This window comes from Shewanella sp. SW32 (assembly GCF_025653365.1).
GTDB classification, from domain to species: Bacteria; Pseudomonadota; Gammaproteobacteria; order Enterobacterales; family Shewanellaceae; genus Shewanella; species Shewanella oncorhynchi.
On sequence record NZ_JAKKSJ010000002.1, the window covers coordinates 137535 to 156767 of the forward strand.

The following is a 19233-nucleotide window of genomic DNA, read 5'->3' on the forward strand; positions in this document are numbered from 1 at the left end:
TATCCTTAACGGTCGGCGTTGGCGACAAGTTTGTCGATATCAGTCGCAGCAGTGATGTCACTGACATGGCGATGACCTTGATGATACATAGTAAAGTCACACACTTGACCATCAACAATTTGAATGTTGCGTTGGGCGCGGCGAGCGAGTTCAGGATCGTGCGTCACCATGATAATGGTTGTGCCCGCTTGATTGATATTTTCGAGTAGTTCCATCACTTGACGTGCCATTAGGCTGTCGAGGTTTCCCGTAGGTTCGTCGGCGAGTAGGAAGCGTGGCTCCCCCGCCAAAGCACGAGCAATCGCCACCCTTTGTTGTTGTCCACCCGACAACTGAGTAGGTAAATGTTTAAGCCGTGAAGCTAAGCCCACTTGCTCTAATGCCTCTTGTACACGACGTTGACGCTCCTTGGCATTAAAACCACGATAGCGCAGCGGCACTTCAATATTCTCAGCTAAGTTAAGATCGGGAATTAAGTTAAAACCTTGGAAAATAAAGCCAATTTTTTCATTCCGGATAGTGGCGCTCTTGTTATCGCTCAAGTTAGACACGTTAATCCCATCGAGAAAATAGTCGCCGTGGGTAAAACCTTCGAGTAAACCTGCAATATTTAAAAAGGTGGTTTTACCCGAGCCAGAAGGACCTGTGACTGCGACAAATTCGCCTTCGTTCACCTCGAGGTTAAAATCGCGCAGGGCGTGGGTTTCTACTAAATCCGTTTTAAAAACCTTGCTCACATTCTTCATTGATAACATGTTAATTTCCTTTAAATAATCAAATCTATTTTTGCGCCTAGACTCTGCGTCTACACCTTAGGCATCGACTCATGTACGACCGTAATCAGCACAGCTTTATCAGCCAAAGAATGGCTCAACGACACACTCTAAAAACCACATAAAAGCGCCCAGCATAAGGTTGACAGTTTCGGTTGAAACCTCACCCACTTGGCGAAACTCATCCAAAGGATTGCTCCATTCCAACAAATTGAGTCCGAGGAAAAACCAGCTATTGGCCTCACCGACACTTAGTTCCACCGCAACCACCAGTAATAATAAGGCTAGTACTCCAAACATTTTGGATGACATCAACACGCTGATATCAAATTGTTTATCACGCATATCCGGCTCCTATTCTTATCCATGTCGCAGCAGGTTTCGTCATTCACCTTGATCACTGCGCTGTTAAATTCATCAGATTGGTTGTTTAATAATTTACGAATATCGGTCATCAATGAATTCTGACCTGTTCGGCGTGATTAAAGGGATCGACACTTGAAATAACCCACTCATCTCCGGCTTTGCCACCATCAAGCACTTCGACTTGGCTCAGGCTAGTACTGCCGAGCTTAACCTCACGACGACTGGCTAAATCGCCCTCGATTTGATAAGCCACATTACCTCCACCGCTGGTCATAAAGGCGCCGCGTTTTACCATAAGAACATTGGGTCTGTGCTCTAATAACACTCGGGCCGAGATGCGTTGATTCTGGCGCAGTGTTAGGCTGTCGCTTTGGTCAAATTGCACCCTAGCGGTCACTTCACGGTTACGCACTTCAGGGGAAATCGACGATAACTTGCCCATTAACTTAATACTGCCAAAACTCAACTCGACTTCCATGCCTAAACCCAGATCATCCGCATAGGACTCAGGCACGGCTAACTCAGCCTCATAGGCGCTTAAATCCACGACGGTTAAAATCGGTTGGTTAGCGCTAAGACGGGTTTTCTGCTCGGTAATCCAGTTACCGATAATGCCGTTAACAGGTGCAACAATATTCAAGGCATCGACTTGACGTTCTAATTCACGCACCGCGAGAGTTTGACGCTCAACTTCTAGGGCTTTATTTTTAATTTCAAAGGTTAACGTATCTTTCGTTAACGCCACTTCTTGCTCGGCATGCTTAAACTTCAGCTTGGCTTTGTGTAAATCATCTTTGCCCTTTTCATAATCAATCTGGCCAATAAGCTGACTTTGAATCAGCTCCTCTCCGCGTCGGCTTTCCCTATCCGCCGCTTCAAGATCGACCGTTGCGATATCTAAGGTTTGATAAGCTTGTAATTGATCGCGTCTTGCATCCAACTTAGCGCGCTCTAATGCACTCTCCATGCCCGCTAATAGGGACTTGGCTTGCTCTAGCTGATTTGTGAGTCTTGGACTATCGAGTTTGGCGACCACATCGCCCTTATTAACAGTATCGCCAGGATTGCTGAGCAGGGTCACAGTGCCTTCCTCTGTGCTATACAAAATAGGCGCATTGGCCGCCACGATTTTACCTGTGGTCGCCACATCGCGGGTTAACGTTCCAACAAAGAGTTTTGCGGTAGTGATGTCGCTGCGGCTTAAGGATTTGCTCACGCTATCAGTGCCTAAACTTGCCCACACTAAGGCGCTGACTAATAAGGCGCAACCGCCAATGATCAGCGGTAACTTAAGACGTTTAGAGGTCGATGGCACAAGTACTGTATCTTGGCCGCTAGTATCTTTAATCATGGCTTTACTCGCTTCCCTGTTGGAATCATCAGTGCCGGAACGTATCAACGGACACTATTGGAAATCTCTACCCTAGAGATAGCAAAGCCTATGCCAAACAAGTAAAATCATTTACTTTCATAATCTTAATAAAAAATCACAGATAAAAGTGTCCGCGGACACTGGGGCTTTTATTTAAAAGTGTCCGCAGCAGTGAAATGAAAAGTGTCCGATTGAAAAAAAGCAGTTCCTAGATTCTAGGGTCTAGAATCTAGATTTATTAACCAAAACAGCCGAGTTTCCCTTTACAGTAAAATCCTTGCCACATAAGATCCCGCCACCCTCGCAGCAAAAACAATCAAAAGACCAAACCCTATGACCACAATAACAATCACTCGCCCAGACGACTGGCATATTCACTTAAGAGACGGCGCCCAGCTTAAAGATACAGTGCGCGACATCAGCCGCTATATGGGCCGCGCCATCGTGATGCCAAACTTAGTGCCCCCCGCTATCGATACCGAAACCGCACTGGCCTATTACGATCGCATTAAAGCGCAAGTGCCCGCGGGCTCACAATTCGAACCTTTGATGGTGTTGTATTTAACCGACAAAACCAGCCCAGATGAAATCCGCAAGGCCAAAGCCTCGGGTAAAATTGTCGCCGCTAAACTCTACCCAGCGGGCGCGACGACTAACTCAGATTCCGGTGTGACAGATGTTAAAAACATCTATCCCGTACTCCAAGCCATGCAAGAAGTCGGCATGCTGTTTTTAGTCCACGGTGAAGTTACAGATTCAGCTATTGATATTTTCGACCGCGAGCGTGTCTTTATTGAAAATATCCTCAGTAAAATTGTCGCCGATTTCCCCGCGCTTAAAATCGTGCTTGAGCATATCACCACCAAGGATGCGGTCGATTTTGTCACTCAAGCCTCAGACAATGTGGCCGCGACTATCACGGCCCACCATTTACTGTATAACCGTAACCACATGCTGGCTGGCGGTATTCGTCCGCATTTTTACTGCCTGCCGATTTTAAAACGCAACACCCACCAGCAGGCGTTGTTAGGTGCAGCGGCAAGCGGCAGCAAGAAGTTTTTCCTCGGTACAGATTCAGCGCCACACGCCAAGGATAAGAAAGAAGCCGCCTGTGGCTGCGCGGGCTCCTACACTGCTCATGCCGCCATTGAGCTGTATGCCGAAGCCTTCGAGTCGGTCAATGCGCTGGATAAACTCGAAGCGTTCGCAAGCTTTAACGGCCCAGACTTTTACCATCTGCCACGTAATACCGATACCATCACGCTGGTCAAAAAGTCATGGGATGTCCCTGCAACTTACCCGCTTGGCGATACTAATGTAGTGCCTATTCGTGCTGGAGAAGCCATTGATTGGCAAGTTGAGTAAACCTTAAGTCTTTAACATCAAGTCGCCTACGGGCGACTTTTTTATCAGATTTTGATTTTTAATCCACAATCGGTCAGTATCCTGCGCTTAGAATACGGCCCTTACTTATCACCTTTTAAGAGAAAATCAGTATGCCCACAAGGATGTTATTCTCCGTTTTATCTTCAAGCCTGTTGCTGACCGCCACGATCTCTTTGCCGACCTTTGCGGCCAATGAACTCACAGGGATCTGGCAGGGACAGTTAGGTAAAAGCAAGGTCAGAATTTGTTTTAATCAATATGGAACAGGCAGTTATTACTATCAACGCTACTTAACGCCGATAAGACTCGAGCAGCAAGATGAACTGTGGAAAGAAGAAGGCAATACCGGAAATTGGCAGTTTGATAGTGTCACGCCACAAAAACTGAGCGGCCATTGGTTTAAAGATACCGCGAGTAAATCGTTACCAGTGCAACTTGAGCGAGAAATCAGCCCAGATAAGGTCGAGGATTGTGGTGCAGATGCTTACAATCTACCGCTAGAAACCACGCCAAAACTCAGCCGAGGTAAATGGCAAAGCTACGAAAATATTGAGTATCGCCCGCTGACTTTTGGCACAGATGTAGGTATCGAATTTAAAGGCCCACAAACGGGTATATTGGCAATTAATCAATGGCTTGAACATAAGCTCACCGATGAAGTCCAACTAGCACAAACCTTTGACACTCGCCGCAGAATGCTGGCACAAATGGGCAGTTTTGTAACTGACGAAACCTTTGCCGAACCGATTTTTATTAATCAGCATTGGCTCAGTGTGCGCCTATATCGCTGGGCGGCAGGTTATGGCGCCAATGGTATCAGCCAAGAATTTGTGAGTTTCTCCCTTAACGACGGCAAACCTTTCCACCCATGGCAATGGTTTCTCGCCGATACTCAACCACAAAGCATGCTCGAGGGTATGAGTCATCCTTTACCCCCAGCATTAAGGGACAAATTGTTTGCTGGCAAAGCACCGGACGCAGAATGCCCCACATCCGACGGATCGGGATATTACCAGCTCACCCTTGAGCCAAAGGGCATCAAATTCTGGGAAACGCCCCGCGGCGATGGCTGTGAAAATGAGTTTATCCTCAGCCCGCAAGAAGCCATGCCCTATGCCACGCAATGGGGACAGACACAGCTTAAGCTATTGGAATAGTGTACTTAACTGAGAAAATATTAGAGGGAAAGAAAGCAGTCATGGCGATGATGCCTAACTGCCAGTTCGCCATCCCTGACTCTCGTTCGTAACACTGCTACACAGCACTCACCCTAGCGAAGTTACAGGTATTGATTAGTAGCTTCGCCGGGAGTTGGCATATTTCTGATGCTTAACATGGCCAGTTATTAAGTGGAATTTAAAAGTGTGTCTAGTCCGAATATAAATTAAGCAAGATAGACGATAGATGAATCAATCTTGCAGAATCACAAAGGTCAGCTACATTTGAGCCTAAAATACAAAATGCTCAATGAGTTACATTGAGCATTTTAGCTAAAATAAATGGCAGCCTATATCAGAAGTAATCAGACTTTCTACCACATTTAAATACTAGGCACAGCTACAGCATTCGCGGCACGTGTCTCACGTTTGTTTACCATCGAAATAAACACTAAGCCAAGCACAGGGACAATCACTGCTGCATAAGGGATCATGCCTGCGCCCATCTGACTATCCAGCACCATCCCCCCTAAAAATCCACCGAACGCATTAGCTAGGTTAAAGGCTGAAATATTAGCGGTTGCTGCCAACTCTTGGCCTTCACCACCGTGATTCATTACCCGTAACTGCATCGCAGGAACATTAGCAAACGAAGCGATACCAAAGACAAAAACGGCAATCACAAACATCACTTTGCTGTCCAGCGCGAAACCAACCAGTAGCAGCGACACTATCATGGCTATCGCCCAAAACATCGACGATTTCTGCAGGTTTTTATCCGATGAACGCCCACCTAAAGTGTTACCCAATATCAAACCTAAGCCGACGATAACTAAAATCCACGTTACTGCATGTTCACTAAAGCCCGTAATGTGCATCGCAATTGGCGCAATATAACCGTAAACAGTCATAAAACCGGACCAAGCAAATACAGTGATAGCAAGACTAATCAACAACATAGGGTTTTTAAACGCTCGCAGCTGAGCCGAAACATTTTTCGCTTCACCATGGCCGGTCGCATTAATAAACTTGAAGATAGACGCGATTGAGATAACGCCCAATATCGCGACTGTGATAAAGGTGGTTTGCCAACCAAATTGCAGGCCAATCCAAGTGCCACCTGGTACACCCAATACGTTCGCTAAAGTTAAACCCGCAAACATCTGACCCACAGCACGTCCGGCCATTTTTTCAGATACCAAACTGGTCGCCACTACGGCACCTATGCCATAAAATGGGCCTTGAACTAAGCCAGTAATCACTCGGCTAATCATCAGCAAGGTGTAATTGGGGGCAAATGCCGACAGCAAATTACCCAAGATAAACAGCACCATTAAGCTGGTCAGTACGGTTTTTTTATTGAACCGCGCCAAGTAAATCGTGAGGATAGGACCACCAAACACAATTGCCAATGCATAGGCGCTGATCAAATACCCTGCCTGACCTTCACTAATAGACAAAGACGTGGCAATTTGTGGCAGGATACCAGCAATCACAAACTCTGCGGTGCCAATTGCAAACGCTGCTAGCGTTAGTATCCACACTTGTAACGGCATTTTTTCCTTGTTCATTGTAATCTCGCTTATTTCAAATTTTGTGTAGGGAACATACCGGCGATGTGTTATCAGCTCGGTGCAATCATGGGTAAAAGCACTATTTATTCAGCGCATTAGTTAATCAGCGCGCCACCATCAACATCGATAATGGCGCCAGTCATAAAGCTGTTGTTAATGGCAAGGTAATAGGCCATAGCGATATCACTCGGCTCACCCACTTTTGCCACAGGCAATGTGGTTTTGGCTTGTTCGTACATCGCCGTTTGCGCTGGCATTGACCCGGTTCTTGTTAATCCAGGGCTAACGGCGTTGACTCTAATGGGGGCAAGCTCTTTAGCGAGCACCTTAGTAAAGGCTTCTAAGGCGGCGTTCATTGTGCTTTTAACATAGGTATTAGCGACCACTTTTCGTGACAGCATCCCAGTGGTTAGTGTGATAGAACCACCTTGTTTAATGTAACGAACCGCCTGTTTTGTAGCATTGATTGAACCCCAAAACTTAGTGTCAAAAGCCGCTTTAGCTTGTTGAATATCGACATCAACGACCTTGCCAGCTGGCGCAGAAGAACCCGCGGTGATCACTAAGTGATCGAACGCACCAATGGATTCAAAAAATCGATTTACCGATTGTTCGTCCGCCACATCTACGCCTGTTTGACGACTGGCGACATGGACAATCTGGTTGTCTACCGTTAGCTGCCTAGCAAGCGCAGCCCCTATTCCTGATGTTCCGCCGATGATGACAACCACAGCTTTATCGCTATTGCTCTGATTACTAATCTGATTACTGATATGGCTGCTCATATGACTACTCTCTGTACTGCTGATTGGTTAGTAGAGCCAGTATATTCATTCGACATATTTTGATAATTGATTAATATATGAATTCATTATTCAGCTCAGACAAATAATAGAAGTGAAAATGGATAAATTTTCAGATATGGCGCTGTTTATCAGCATAGTGAAACATCAAGGGTTAGCAGCGGCGGGCCGCGAGCTCGGACTTTCTCCAGCAACCGTCACGGCGCGCTTACAAGCACTTGAAGATCGCTACGGGGTTAAGCTGCTCAATCGAAGCACTCGACATCTGTCACTCACAGACTCAGGGGCCCTGTATCACCAAGCATGCTTGGGGATTATCGAAAATGTAAAAGAAACCGAAAATTTGCTGCAGAATGGGGTAAAAGAGGTCAAAGGCACCTTAAAAATTGCTGCGCCAAAAGATATAGGTAAACAATATATACTGCCGATTTTGTCCGCCTTCACCGACCGCTACCCCGATATCGTTCCCTATCTGTATCTCAATGATAATTTGTCTAATATTGCCGAATCGGGCATAGATGTCGTTATTCGCTACGGTGATTTAACTGACAGTAATCTGATTTTAAGGCGGCTCGCACCGAGTCGACGGGTACTGTGCGCATCTCCGGAATACCTTGCGCGTAAAGGCACTCCCGTTAAACCGCAAGACCTCAGCCATCATGATTGCCTCGCTATGCTGCGCAGTAATGAAGAGCTCAAAACTTGGCACTTTCAAGACCAAGAAGGTCGCAACTCAGTCACTGTCACCCCAAAACGGTTTTCTGATGATGGCGAAGTGATCCGTTGCTGGGCATTAGAAGGCGCGGGGATCGCGTTAAAATCACTGCTCGATGTGCAAAATGACATTAATCAGCAACGCTTAGTGACAGTTTTAAATGGCTACATGAAAAACTTTAATAGCTCGACCACAGTCTCAAGTGCCGACCTCAACGTGGTATACATCAGCCGCCAATATCAGCCCAAACGACTGCGATTATTCTTAGATTTTCTGTTCGAACAATTTGAAAAGCAGCTGGAGCATTAATCGCTAAACGTCGATCAAACGGGGCAACTGCATCAACCAATAGACGCAAAGTATTTTATCGATGTGATCAACTGTATTTTAACGCATCACCTCGCAAGGATTACGTGTAAACAGCGCATGGCTTATGCCCCGCAATGTAAGCAGCAATAGCAGTGGTCATTACGGCTAAACCCGGCATAGAATTAAATGTACTTTTGCCCAATAGAAAATTACTAAGCACCCTCTACAATTAACCATCAGCTCACACTGCAAACTAGCAATGAGCGATCCACAACTTGATACTAACGAGGGAACTCATGAACACTAAAATCATCATCACAGCAAGCATTGCACTATTAATATCGGCAAATAGCTACGCCATTAACGATGAATATCGCAAGTTACTCGAGCGCTCTGGCTGCACCCAAATGTCAGAAGCCCAAGGCTGCGATATCCACAAAACCAAAGAGGAAAATGCTAAGGCAAGCGCCATGTCCCAAACCGCAGATGACGCTAAGGTAATCATTCCCAATGCCCGACAATGGCTTGCAACCGCCAGCTCAGGCGCGACGGTTGCCAACATTCAAATCGATGATAAAAATCAGGTTTGGGTTAATGGTAAACACGTAAAATCGAGCCATAGTGATGGCGCAATCAAATTCAAACAAGGCATGGTGGAGTTCACCATTTATCCTGATGCAAGCATGAATAAAGACAGCTCGTGGATTGATACTGATGCAGGAACTCAAGGCTCAATTACCGCGAAGTAACATTCAGTAGATGTCTAACAACGATGTGCTGAGCCATCGTTGTTGGGCAAACGCATTAGTGAGATTAAAGATTATCTCTTTGAAGTGATGGTGTTTGAGGTTAATGATGAATTGATTCAAGCCATGTGGAGTTTTGCAACCAACTGATTGGTTTTTTTTATAATTTTAAAAAAGTCAAAGTCGTGTGAGCTTGACCTCTGATGTTAAATCAAGAGCCAACCAAGAGGGAATTAACAGCAACTCCCTCTTTAAGAGAGTGATTAGTTCTTTATTTTGTATGCATAGAATTAATCACTTTCATTCCAGTGACACGCCATAAACTCATCCCTGAGGGCTCGACGACGGCATCCATGCCGCCAACGGTCACTTACATGCAAGTGCTTAATTTCGTCAACACTTGAGTAGTCTGTAGCTAAATGACTCATATCTCCGTAAACACCTTAGTAACCAGTCTCATACTACAATAAAAATCACCTAACGGCTCAGAATGTGCCCCCGAGCCTACGCCATCATCCATGATGTCGCCACGTAATTTTTATCAATATATTTCAACAACTTCGTAGAGAATAGCGTATTCCTGTAGTGCAAGGTGATTACAACTCATCTTAATAATCAAAAGGAGTTGCACCAGAACCGTCTTTTTGCACAGCTAGGTTGTCGAGTTCTATGAGTAAATTCATAGTCTTTCTTATTAAATAGCCAAGTTTAATATACCACTACAAATGGAGTTGCAAATTGCCGAACTCGGATACAGAAAACCAGCAAGTAATATCGTGTGTGGCTGATGCCATTAAATTAGCAAAGACAGAAACTTCAAATAACTCTAAGAAATGGTGGTTTAGGGGACAATCTAACGCCCGCCACAATCTTGTACCTAGTTTATTTAGGCCAATAGACGGAAAATACTATGATGAGAACATGCTCATCGATGAGTTTGTAAGGATGCATCCAGAAGCAAGAGAACGTCATACCGATGTTTTAGAGCTTCTTACTTATGCCCAACACTATGGCTTACCGACAAGACTTCTCGATTGAACGGAAAATGTATTAGTTGCTCTTTATTTTGCGTGCTCAACAGAAAATAACCTTGATGGTAAACTCTTTTTTTTACCCGATTTTGTAGACGATATATTTGATTTCGATTATTACAACTTTGATTTTGGTAAAATATTTCTCACCAAATTAATAGAATATAATGATGCAGATGACTTTGATAATATTTTTAAACAGGTCGCATCTTCCATCCGCGAAGATCATCTTGAATTCTTAAATAACCAGATTCTCTTTAATGGATTACGTTTTGATGATTTTTTAGAATTAGAAAAGAAATATCATGGCCAGCTATCTGACAAAGGGGTTGATTTGATTTGTAAAGCAATCAATGGAGGAGCCCATGAACAGATAAAACATGCTGGATTCATGTACACACCAAAACGCCTTAACAAACGATTAGTCACACAACAAGGTTGCTTTACCTGCCATACAGGTAAAATATTGTATAACCAACAATATGTTAAAGTTAACGATGAATTTGATAAATTTTCACATTCCTTCATTATCCCAGCTAAGTTCAAGGAAGATATATTAAATGAACTTAAATATTGCGGAATATACGAAGCAACTTTATTTCCTGAACTTGAATATCAAACGAAACATATTAAAAGCTATTCACTGTTTGAACAAAGGTGGTAATTCTAGCTAAATAACACTTTACAACGTTCTAAATTAAGAAACTGAACTTATAGAGCTTTTATGCCTTAATAATGTACCAATAACACCAGAGTCTGAGGAATACACTATCCCCTCGGAGTTGCCGCAGGGCGAATAGGCAAATTGCGTGAGTCCAGCCATGGATGGCTGGCTAGCTTTCGCAGGTGCAGGGACGCATCCTTCGAAAGCGATAGCAAATTTGGCAATGAGCACAAGGGGCTTTCAACTCCGTTAGGGGCGTCATGGAGCATCCAAGGAGGATAGGACGAGCAGTCCTCCTTGGTCGGGTGTGGGGTGAAGCCCCACGACTTTGATTTAGATTTTAGAAATACATCAAATCAACTATCAGACATACACAGGGATTAACCAAATTAAGCACTATCATGGAAGTGACCGTCCGTGGCATGGTCGCTTATTCATATCCATGTGATCGCGACATTAGTATGTCCTATACAGCAGATGCCGCCATCGACCCCTCATGGACGACTATTTTAAAACCAAAGTCGGCGTGTCAGTGGAATGATAGTGCTGAATGGATATGCGGAATGAAAGCTCCACCTATATTTACAAACGCACGAAGGATTAAGTTGGCATCCCAACTAAACTGCGGACAAAACTGAGTATTCATGATCTCACCCTGCGGTAGATTGCATTAACTCACCAAAATATTTTTTGTTTACGAAAAAGTCTTAACCAAACATATCCTCATTGATCAAAATAGGCTGAAAGAGCAAAATGCGCCTCTTGAAGCCGTATGCCAATTCGACTAACGCTCCTGTGTCTATGGCAAAATTAAATGTGTTGATTATGTGAAGGTAGGTGCAATGGATAGCTCAATATTAGTTTTTGACTCAGGTTCAGGTGGACTGACTGTCGCGGCCGAAATAAAAAAGAGAATCCCCAACATACGGCTGAGTTACGTCTCTGATGCTGGCTTTTTCCCTTACGGAAAAAAGCCGCACGATATACTTAAAAAGCGAATTTTAGACGTTATATCCAAAGCAGGCGCACTGACTCAACCCGATATTATCGTTATCGCCTGCAATACAGCGAGTACCATTGCGCTAGACTTACTTCGTGCTGAACTCAATATACCTATTGTCGGCGTTGTCCCTGCGATAAAACCTGCCGCTTCGTTATCAAAATCAAAGGTAGTGATGGTACTTGGCACTCACACCACGGTGAACTCAGCTTATGTGAAGATGCTGATCACAAATTTCGCCACAGAATGTAAGGTTTTAGTAGAAGACTCTGAAGCGCTGGTTCTCGCCTCAGAGCAAAAACTTCTCAGCAATGGGTTTGATCCCGACATTGTAACCCAGGAAATTCAGCGTATTTTTAACAAACCCGATGCGTTTAATACCGATGTATTAGTGCTAGCTTGTACTCACTTTCCACTTATCAATGCAGAAATCAAAAATGCCCTTCCCCACCAGGTTACCGTCATTGATTCTGGATTAGCCATTGCTAATCGAACGCACTCATTGTTGAAAATCGAGCACCAAACGTGTAGCCCGATACTCGATCCAGAAATAACGTTTTACACCACTGGGAATGTAGATTCAGAACAAGCGAAACAAAGCAAAATTGAAGCACTGCTTCAGTGCCCCATTAAATTTAAGCCTCTGTTATTGTAATATTTTTAGCTCATTTTCTTTTAAAACCCGTTTTCAAAGAAATCTAAATGATTCCCCTAAAAGACACCCACGAAATAAATGCTATATCGCATCGCTGATTGTTAAATGTTGGATCTTAACAGGCCGCTATTGCGGCCTTTTTTGTATCAGCTACTTCCTGAAGTGCTTGTCTTCGCATAAAATTCGGCCCGTTTACTGGTGCGCATGAGGCGCAAGTTATCGGTGTAAAAGGTGTAGTTAAATGGAACTTTCGATTCGCAGTTTATTCACTGCAGCGGGCATGATGTTATTATCCTCTTTAACGGTTATTCCTGCGGCAAACGCTGCGGGCAAAGCCGTCCATCCCACTGTCGATTTACCGAATGGCCAATGGCTTAATTTTCACCAAAAAGACAATCAAGTGTGGAGCGAAATGTCCGACGGCGATGCGCCCGGGGTACATCTTGATGATTATGGTGCGGCTGAAATTGTGGCAGTTTTTTACTATGACTTTGATAAGGGTGGCGACAAAGAAGTCGTGGTCATGCTTAAAGATGCTGATGGTCAGCATTTACGGGGTTATGGTTTTGAGGATTCAAAGCTCACTAAGCTGCCACGCCTTCAAGTTGTGCTGGATGAAGTCGCCCCGACGTTATCGTCATTTACCGTCAGCGACACCCGCAAAGTGTTAAACCAAATTCCGCCGCAACAATATCGCATGACCTATGATGTTGAGGCGATAGAAGATCCCGCCATTAAAGCGATTATCGATGGTTCAACCAAGCTCAAACCAACCTTAATCGGCTATCGCAATGCTAAAGGTTTACCCGCCGATGTGAAAACCGCGGACGAATATAAATTACGTTACCCCCTCACCCGCAAAGATAAAGATGCCCAAGGCCGCGAGCATCAATACAGTTTAGTGACCCACTTTTATCGCAATGATTATCGCGAACAACAGGGCAGTTTTGTGTTGGTGAGCGTTGTCTTTGAAGCCGATGATGTGGACTGGCTAAACAGTAGTGAGGGTGAGATCCCAAAAACGGGCCCAGCTTATGATTATATGAATCTCGGTGGTTCTTGGGCTGGACTTGCGCTTGAAAGTCATTATGCCCAAGGTGTGCTCGATGGCCCCTATATCGCCTACGATAACCGTAATGCCAATATCATGTTGAATGGTCAGTACAAACAAGGCAAAAAAGTCGGTAAATGGATGGAGGCTGACGGCCAAGCAAGCTATTGGGAAGGTGAATATCTTGACGGTAAAAAGCAAGGTAAATGGATTGCACAGTCCATGTTCGATGAGGCAGATAACTACGGTTTTGCCCATTACAATCAAGGAGTGCTTGATGGCCCCTATGAAATCTATGAGCCCGAATATGGCGCAGACACAGGAGATAAGCGATTGTCTGAAAAAGGCATTTATCGCAACGGTGTCAAAGACGGTGAATGGCTTGAGAGCAATGGCAATAAAGGTCACTATCAAAACGGCATTAAACATGGCCCTTGGGTAGATAAAGTCTCGCTTGGCGAATACCGCAACTATGTGGGTAACGGGGCTTACCTTGATGGCAAGCGCACTGGCCCTTGGGTATTTAAAACTGACAAGAAATCACGGATCGAAGTGACTTATCTCAGTGGATTACGTGAAGGTGAAGAAAAACTAATCAGCGATGAAAATGTGCTCTTTGCCAATAAGTATTATAAACAGGGCCTGCTCGATGGTCAGAGTATTTGGTACTCAGCACAGGATGTCGTTAGCGGCATTAGGAACTATCGCAAAGGTGAGTACCATGGCATGCAGGCTATTTTTGATCCTAACCACAATCATAGGCTTATGGAGTTAAGTCATTATGAATATGACGAAACCCTGCCAGTCAAACCCTCTCAGGACGAGTGCATTATACGAGAAAATCCCTATAGTAATGACTGTAAGGACATACTGAATCCCCCCTTTAGAAATACGCCATCGATTAAGCATGGGGAACAATATTATTATGATAGTAAAGGAAAATTATACAAATTTTCTGACTACCATCATGGCAACCTCATCAAAGAATATGAATTCGATGAAGAGGGGCATGTCCAAAAGCTGCAAAATAATCAACAGGGGCAAGACAGTCAAATCAGCATCCACTACAAGAAGGATGGCGGTTATTCACTGTCCAATTACAGCGACAATGAGCAACGTGGCTGGACATATGAAATCGATAACAAGGATCGATTACTGTCCCTGAAGTATTACCACGATGGTGAGAAAAAGGGGTTTATCATCCGCTATAACACAGATGGAAGTTATGCGATTACAGAAAGGTAAACATTAATATCGAACATCAGGCACTGCTTATCCTTTTATCCTAATGGTTAACCCAAGACCTTGAAGACAATTACCAGCAAAAAGGCAAAGTTTAAAGTTGGGATATAGGGTAATGCGGATGCCATTGATTAAATTGACCTATATAAGCCTAATTAAAGTGCGCTTTATTCAGGCTAAGTAGAAATGGTTATTTTACCAATCACTTAGTTTGTTCTTGTTAATAGATGTAATGGTGCGTCATCACTTAAATAAATATCATCCACCAGATATAGCTTATTAGTACGGATCATCTGACGAATCGCCTCAACATAGGCGTGACCACGCTCCGAATATCGGTCTAACGTCCCTGCGAGTGCAGAGCCTGTCACAGCTTGATTAGCTTGTCTTGATTGGGCACGAAAATCTCGCATCTTCTGATAAGCATTATGGGTATTCAAATTCAACAAATACCCTTCTACTGAAGCAAATGGTGTATCGAATCGTGCTAAACCATAATTGCCTAAACCTTGGCGCTTTTGCCTAGGTTCCATACCATTACCCTTGAAATCCCACTGCCCAAATAATGCATTACCTTCACGGGCAAATCGCGATGTGCCCCAACCGCTTTCTTTTGCTGCTTGAGCTAACACTAACGATGGTGGCAGGATATCCACCCTTTCAAGTAGCATTTGTCTTTGGGCTTCTAACAGCGGTTTATCTTCACTGCTTATTACTTTGTACTTTACCCCTAAGGCTAATAACGCAATATCATCAAGGGGGGCAGACATAATGACCTGTCTTTCTTGTAAAATTTTCTCATTCGCCAATAAGACTAAAGGGGCAATCATTCTAAGAAACACCATTTTCTTTTGCTTCACCGGGAGTTGGCTTGACACTGAACTCCAGCCCTCACCCACGGCATCAAAGGTCAATCTAGGGACCGATTTATTACCATCACGAAAGCTTTCTGGCGTGTAATTAAGCGAGTCAAACAAGCCCATGAGTTCATCGAGAGAACTGATATTCAGACTCAGTTGTTTAGACTCTGGATTGTCGAAGGATGACTGCTCAAGTATTTTGGGGGATGAGAAATGTTCAGCAACCGTTGGATTTGCAACAGCACCTTGATTCGCTTGCACCAAGGAAGTCGTCATCAGTTTTGGCAAACTCTGCATATGATGCAGAGCACTCTGACTGGCAACTAAAGGATTGGAAGCCGTCTGAGACTGAAAACCAAGAGTATCAACTGGCAGCCTATTTGAAATCAGCTTAGTCGCTAGCGTTTCTTGCACATACACCGAAGAGCATAAAACAGACAAAGCAATGAGTGCGAGCATAGCAACGGGAAGCTTAAACTTTATAAACATGGTATCTCTTTAACTGAGGTAAAACGGTAGCAATGGGATTAGCCAATACATCGGGTGCGTAAGGTAACAGTAAAAACCTGACAGTTTGCTTAATAGATATACAAAATGGCCGATTACGATCATTTTATTAAAGAGAATAGGACGAGCGCCTTCCTGGCCGCCTCTAGACCCAATGTCAGCAATTAAATCCAACATCTTGATTTATTTAAACTCAATATAAAAATAGCGAGCGTTCACTCGCCAATAGAGGTTGGCGAAATAAAATCAACTTATTCCAGTGCCAGCAAAACGAGGTAAAGCCTCTTCAAGATAGCCGACGCAGGTGCGAAGTTTGGCAGACGTTTCTAATCGTGAAGCATAAATTACATGAATTTCAGCGGATTGATGATACTCGGGGAGTACTCTGACTAATGTGCCACTTAAGAAATCTTGCTGTAAATCCCAGATGGAGCGCAACATAATACCGTGGCCTTTAAGGCACCACTGCTTAGCGACAGTGCCATTGTTGGTCATCAAGGAAGCCGCTAAATCAACCGAGGCTATGCCAGCCGTACTTTCCAATCGCCACACTCTATGGTTTTGATCGCGCTCGCGGATCCCTATGCACTTATGCTCGGCTAATGCCGCGAGATTGTTTGGCATGCCATGCGTGTCGATATAGGTCGGCGACGCCGCCAATACCCGATAATTACTCGCAAGACGCTTAGCAATCATTTGCGGTGGCAATTCGCCACCGACACGGATCTCCAGATCAAAACCTTCAGAGACCAGATCGACGGGGCGGTCGAGCAACTCTAAATCAACTTCTAATTCGGGATAGTGGAACACGAGGTCTGAAATAATCGGTGCAATGCAGTGGCTGCCAAATCCTGTGCTGGTTGCGATACGTAATCGCCCCCGTGGCACTTGCTGCTCTAAGCTAATTTCAAGGCTCATTTGCTCCATTGTATCGAGCAAACGTTCGGACCATTCCAAGGCAATCTTGCCCTCTAAGGTGAGGCTGACACGTCTGGCAGAACGCAGAAACAAGCGCACTCCGAGCGCTTTTTCTAATAGGCCAATGCGTTTACTCACATACGCTGGAGAAAAAGATAATTGCTCCGCAGCGGCTGTAAATCCCCCGCTTGTAGCGGCGAGAACAAAGACCCGTAAATCTTCAAGTGGCGGCAGTTGACTCACAATTCGTAATCCTTAACAAAACATTTAGCCTATTCATACACGATACGAATATGGAATAACATACTAAAAACGCAGAATCCCCTATTGGAGTCGAAGATGTCTAAGGTAAAAATCGCCGTAATTGCCGGAGATGGCATAGGTACAGAAGTGATCCCCGAAGGGATACGCACACTCGAAGCCACAGGAAAAATCTTAGGTTTGACGTTTGAGTGGACCTATTTCGACTGGTCCTGTGAAACCTACCATAAAACCGGTCGCATGATGCCAGAGGATGGACTTGAGCAACTAAAATCCTTTGATGCCATCTACTTAGGCGCTGTTGGATTTCCAGGAGTTCCCGACCATATTTCACTCTGGGGATTGCTACTACCGATCCGCAGAGCCTTTGAGCAATACGTGAACCTTAGGCCTATTCGGTTATTTGAAGGCGTGCCCTGCCCACTCGCAGGCAAAAAGCCCGGCGATATCGATTTTTATGTAGTACGTGAAAACGTGGAAGGCGAATATTCCGCCGTCGGCGGCATTCAATATGAAGGCACTGAACATGAGATAGTCTCCCAGCAGAGCATTTTTACCCGTCGTGGCACAGATCGCATCTTAAAATATGCCTTCGATTTAGCCCAAAGCCGCAAAGCAAAGCACTTAACCTCGGCGACCAAATCCAATGGCATATTTCACGCTATGCCCTATTGGGATAGTCGCGTCGTGGAAATGGCAAAACAGTATCCAAATGTTAAGGTCGACCAATATCATATCGATATTCTAACGGCAAATTTCGTGCTGAAACCCGAGCATTTTGACGTGGTTGTTGGCTCAAATTTGTTTGGCGATATCCTGTCTGATCTTGGCCCTGCGTGCACTGGCACAATTGCCATTGCCCCTTCGGCGAACATCAATCCAAGCAAGGAATTTCCGTCGATGTTTGAGCCGGTACATGGTTCGGCGCCGGATATTGCAGGCCAAGGTATTGCCAATCCTTTAGGGACAATTTGGGCAGGCGCTATGATGATGCAACATTTAGGTTATGGCGCAATGCACGACCTGATACTCAGCGCGATAGAAAGCGTATTGAAAGATAAGCAGTCTTTAACCCGCGATATGGGCGGAACGGCAAATACTTGGGAACTGACCGATGCGGTGATCGCTGCGATTAGTCGCAATTAAAACGTGCATTAAAACCTAATGCTAAAAGCCCTTTAGCATTAGGATTGAAAGGAGTTTAGACTATCAAGCCGCTGATAATAAACGCATCAATAAGCTAACCAGTTAATGCATTTATTAAAGGCCCCTCCTTACAGCGGCATTCTGTACTCAATGACTCCCGGTTTTTCACCAATCCAGTTATAGAGTTTTTGCGCGGTTAAATTTGTTTCCTGTGTATGCCAGTACAGGCGCGCGCAGTTGTGTTCAATGGCCGCTTGCTTTACATACTCAATCAATTGTTTTCCAACATGTTGCCCCCTTGCCGTTGGGGCAACAAACAAGTCTTCAAGATAACAATAATCCGTTTCGGCCCAAGTAGAACGATGAAAAACATAGTGCACAAAACCGAGTAAGTTTTGGCCCTCTCTTGCGACGGCGCAATAAATAGGTTCTTGGTCATCGAAGAATCGGCGCCACGTGGCTTGGGTGGTCGCTTCCGATAACGCCACTTTGTAAAAAGTCTGGTAATCACGCCAGTGTGGTAACCAGAGTAAATAGTCCGTTTCTTTAACCATATCAATGGTTACTGTTAGTGATTGGCTGGACATTAGCGCACTCCTTGAAATTAAGTAAATGGTCTCAGTTTTACTGAAGCAAGATTCTAGATTCAATTGTGGTACCGCATAAGGTACACTTTTTGTATTTTTTCCAGTACCAG

17 protein-coding genes are annotated in these 19233 nt (G+C 44.5%); 9 read left to right on the forward strand and 8 right to left on the reverse strand.

Going from position 1 to position 19233, the window contains the following annotated elements; all coding sequences use genetic code 11:
- Positions 1-5 precede the first annotated feature (5 nt).
- The 3 genes from L5M28_RS01765 to L5M28_RS01775 form a co-directional block, all read right to left on the reverse strand.
- A complete protein-coding gene (locus tag L5M28_RS01765) occupies positions 6-755 on the reverse strand; it encodes an ABC transporter ATP-binding protein (protein ID WP_028761691.1) in 750 nt (249 codons plus the stop codon).
- A gap of 99 nt (positions 756-854) precedes the next feature.
- A complete protein-coding gene (locus tag L5M28_RS01770; RefSeq protein ID WP_263202246.1) occupies positions 855-1118 on the reverse strand; it encodes a hypothetical protein in 264 nt (87 codons plus the stop codon).
- A gap of 109 nt (positions 1119-1227) precedes the next feature.
- On the reverse strand, positions 1228-2490 hold the full coding sequence (locus tag L5M28_RS01775; protein ID WP_113941198.1) for an efflux RND transporter periplasmic adaptor subunit: 1263 nt from the start codon (positions 2488-2490) through the stop codon (positions 1228-1230).
- Between the two features lie 354 nt (positions 2491-2844).
- Here L5M28_RS01775 and pyrC point away from each other — a divergent pair, with 354 nt between their 5' ends.
- Both pyrC and L5M28_RS01785 read left to right on the forward strand, forming a co-directional pair.
- Positions 2845-3876: a dihydroorotase gene (gene pyrC / locus L5M28_RS01780; protein ID WP_219251151.1), complete on the forward strand. Its 1032-nt coding sequence runs from the start codon at positions 2845-2847 to the stop codon at positions 3874-3876.
- Between the two features lie 131 nt (positions 3877-4007).
- Positions 4008-5054 carry a hypothetical protein gene (locus L5M28_RS01785; RefSeq protein WP_263202248.1) on the forward strand — a complete coding sequence of 349 codons (1047 nt, stop codon included), beginning with the start codon at positions 4008-4010 and terminating at the stop codon, positions 5052-5054.
- A 383-nt stretch (positions 5055-5437) separates the two neighbouring features.
- Here L5M28_RS01785 and L5M28_RS01790 read toward each other — a convergent pair whose 3' ends face one another.
- Both L5M28_RS01790 and L5M28_RS01795 read right to left on the reverse strand, forming a co-directional pair.
- The gene (locus tag L5M28_RS01790; RefSeq protein ID WP_168822698.1) at positions 5438-6625 is read right to left on the reverse strand and encodes an MFS transporter; all 1188 of its coding nucleotides are present in this window, start codon (positions 6623-6625) and stop codon (positions 5438-5440) included.
- Positions 6626-6723: 98 nt separating this feature from the next.
- On the reverse strand, positions 6724-7413 hold the full coding sequence (locus tag L5M28_RS01795) for an SDR family oxidoreductase (RefSeq protein ID WP_049821802.1): 690 nt from the start codon (positions 7411-7413) through the stop codon (positions 6724-6726).
- A 118-nt stretch (positions 7414-7531) separates the two neighbouring features.
- Here L5M28_RS01795 and L5M28_RS01800 point away from each other — a divergent pair, with 118 nt between their 5' ends.
- The 6 genes from L5M28_RS01800 to L5M28_RS01825 all read left to right on the forward strand — a co-directional run bounded on the left by L5M28_RS01800 (position 7532) and on the right by L5M28_RS01825 (position 14847).
- Positions 7532-8455: a LysR family transcriptional regulator gene (locus L5M28_RS01800; RefSeq protein ID WP_028761684.1), complete on the forward strand. Its 924-nt coding sequence runs from the start codon at positions 7532-7534 to the stop codon at positions 8453-8455.
- A gap of 296 nt (positions 8456-8751) precedes the next feature.
- Positions 8752-9204 (forward strand): hypothetical protein, encoded by a 453-nt coding sequence (locus L5M28_RS01805; RefSeq protein ID WP_028761683.1) that lies wholly within the window; start codon positions 8752-8754, stop codon positions 9202-9204.
- 777 nt (positions 9205-9981) lie between these two features.
- Positions 9982-10239, forward strand: a complete 258-nt coding sequence (locus tag L5M28_RS01810) for an FRG domain-containing protein (RefSeq protein WP_263202250.1) — start codon at positions 9982-9984, stop codon at positions 10237-10239.
- Between the two features lie 327 nt (positions 10240-10566).
- Positions 10567-10896, forward strand: coding sequence for a hypothetical protein (locus L5M28_RS01815; RefSeq protein WP_263202251.1), 330 nt, complete (start codon positions 10567-10569; stop codon positions 10894-10896).
- Positions 10897-11738: 842 nt separating this feature from the next.
- Positions 11739-12551, forward strand: coding sequence for a glutamate racemase (gene murI, locus L5M28_RS01820; protein WP_263202252.1), 813 nt, complete (start codon positions 11739-11741; stop codon positions 12549-12551).
- A 241-nt stretch (positions 12552-12792) separates the two neighbouring features.
- Complete coding sequence (locus tag L5M28_RS01825) at positions 12793-14847, forward strand: toxin-antitoxin system YwqK family antitoxin (RefSeq protein WP_263202253.1); 2055 nt, start codon at positions 12793-12795, stop codon at positions 14845-14847.
- A gap of 203 nt (positions 14848-15050) precedes the next feature.
- Here the strand turns inward: L5M28_RS01825 and L5M28_RS01830 are convergent, their stop codons facing one another.
- Together L5M28_RS01830 and L5M28_RS01835 are read right to left on the reverse strand one after the other, a co-directional pair.
- Complete coding sequence (locus L5M28_RS01830; RefSeq protein WP_263202255.1) at positions 15051-16193, reverse strand: glucosaminidase domain-containing protein; 1143 nt, start codon at positions 16191-16193, stop codon at positions 15051-15053.
- Between the two features lie 264 nt (positions 16194-16457).
- Positions 16458-17372, reverse strand: a complete 915-nt coding sequence (locus L5M28_RS01835) for a LysR family transcriptional regulator (RefSeq protein ID WP_263202257.1) — start codon at positions 17370-17372, stop codon at positions 16458-16460.
- 96 nt (positions 17373-17468) lie between these two features.
- On the opposite strand from L5M28_RS01835, the gene L5M28_RS01840 reads away from it, so the two are divergent.
- On the forward strand, positions 17469-18536 hold the full coding sequence (locus tag L5M28_RS01840; RefSeq protein ID WP_263202259.1) for a tartrate dehydrogenase: 1068 nt from the start codon (positions 17469-17471) through the stop codon (positions 18534-18536).
- Positions 18537-18664: 128 nt separating this feature from the next.
- Here L5M28_RS01840 and L5M28_RS01845 read toward each other — a convergent pair whose 3' ends face one another.
- On the reverse strand, positions 18665-19123 hold the full coding sequence (locus L5M28_RS01845) for a GNAT family N-acetyltransferase (RefSeq protein ID WP_263202261.1): 459 nt from the start codon (positions 19121-19123) through the stop codon (positions 18665-18667).
- Positions 19124-19233 lie beyond the last annotated feature (110 nt).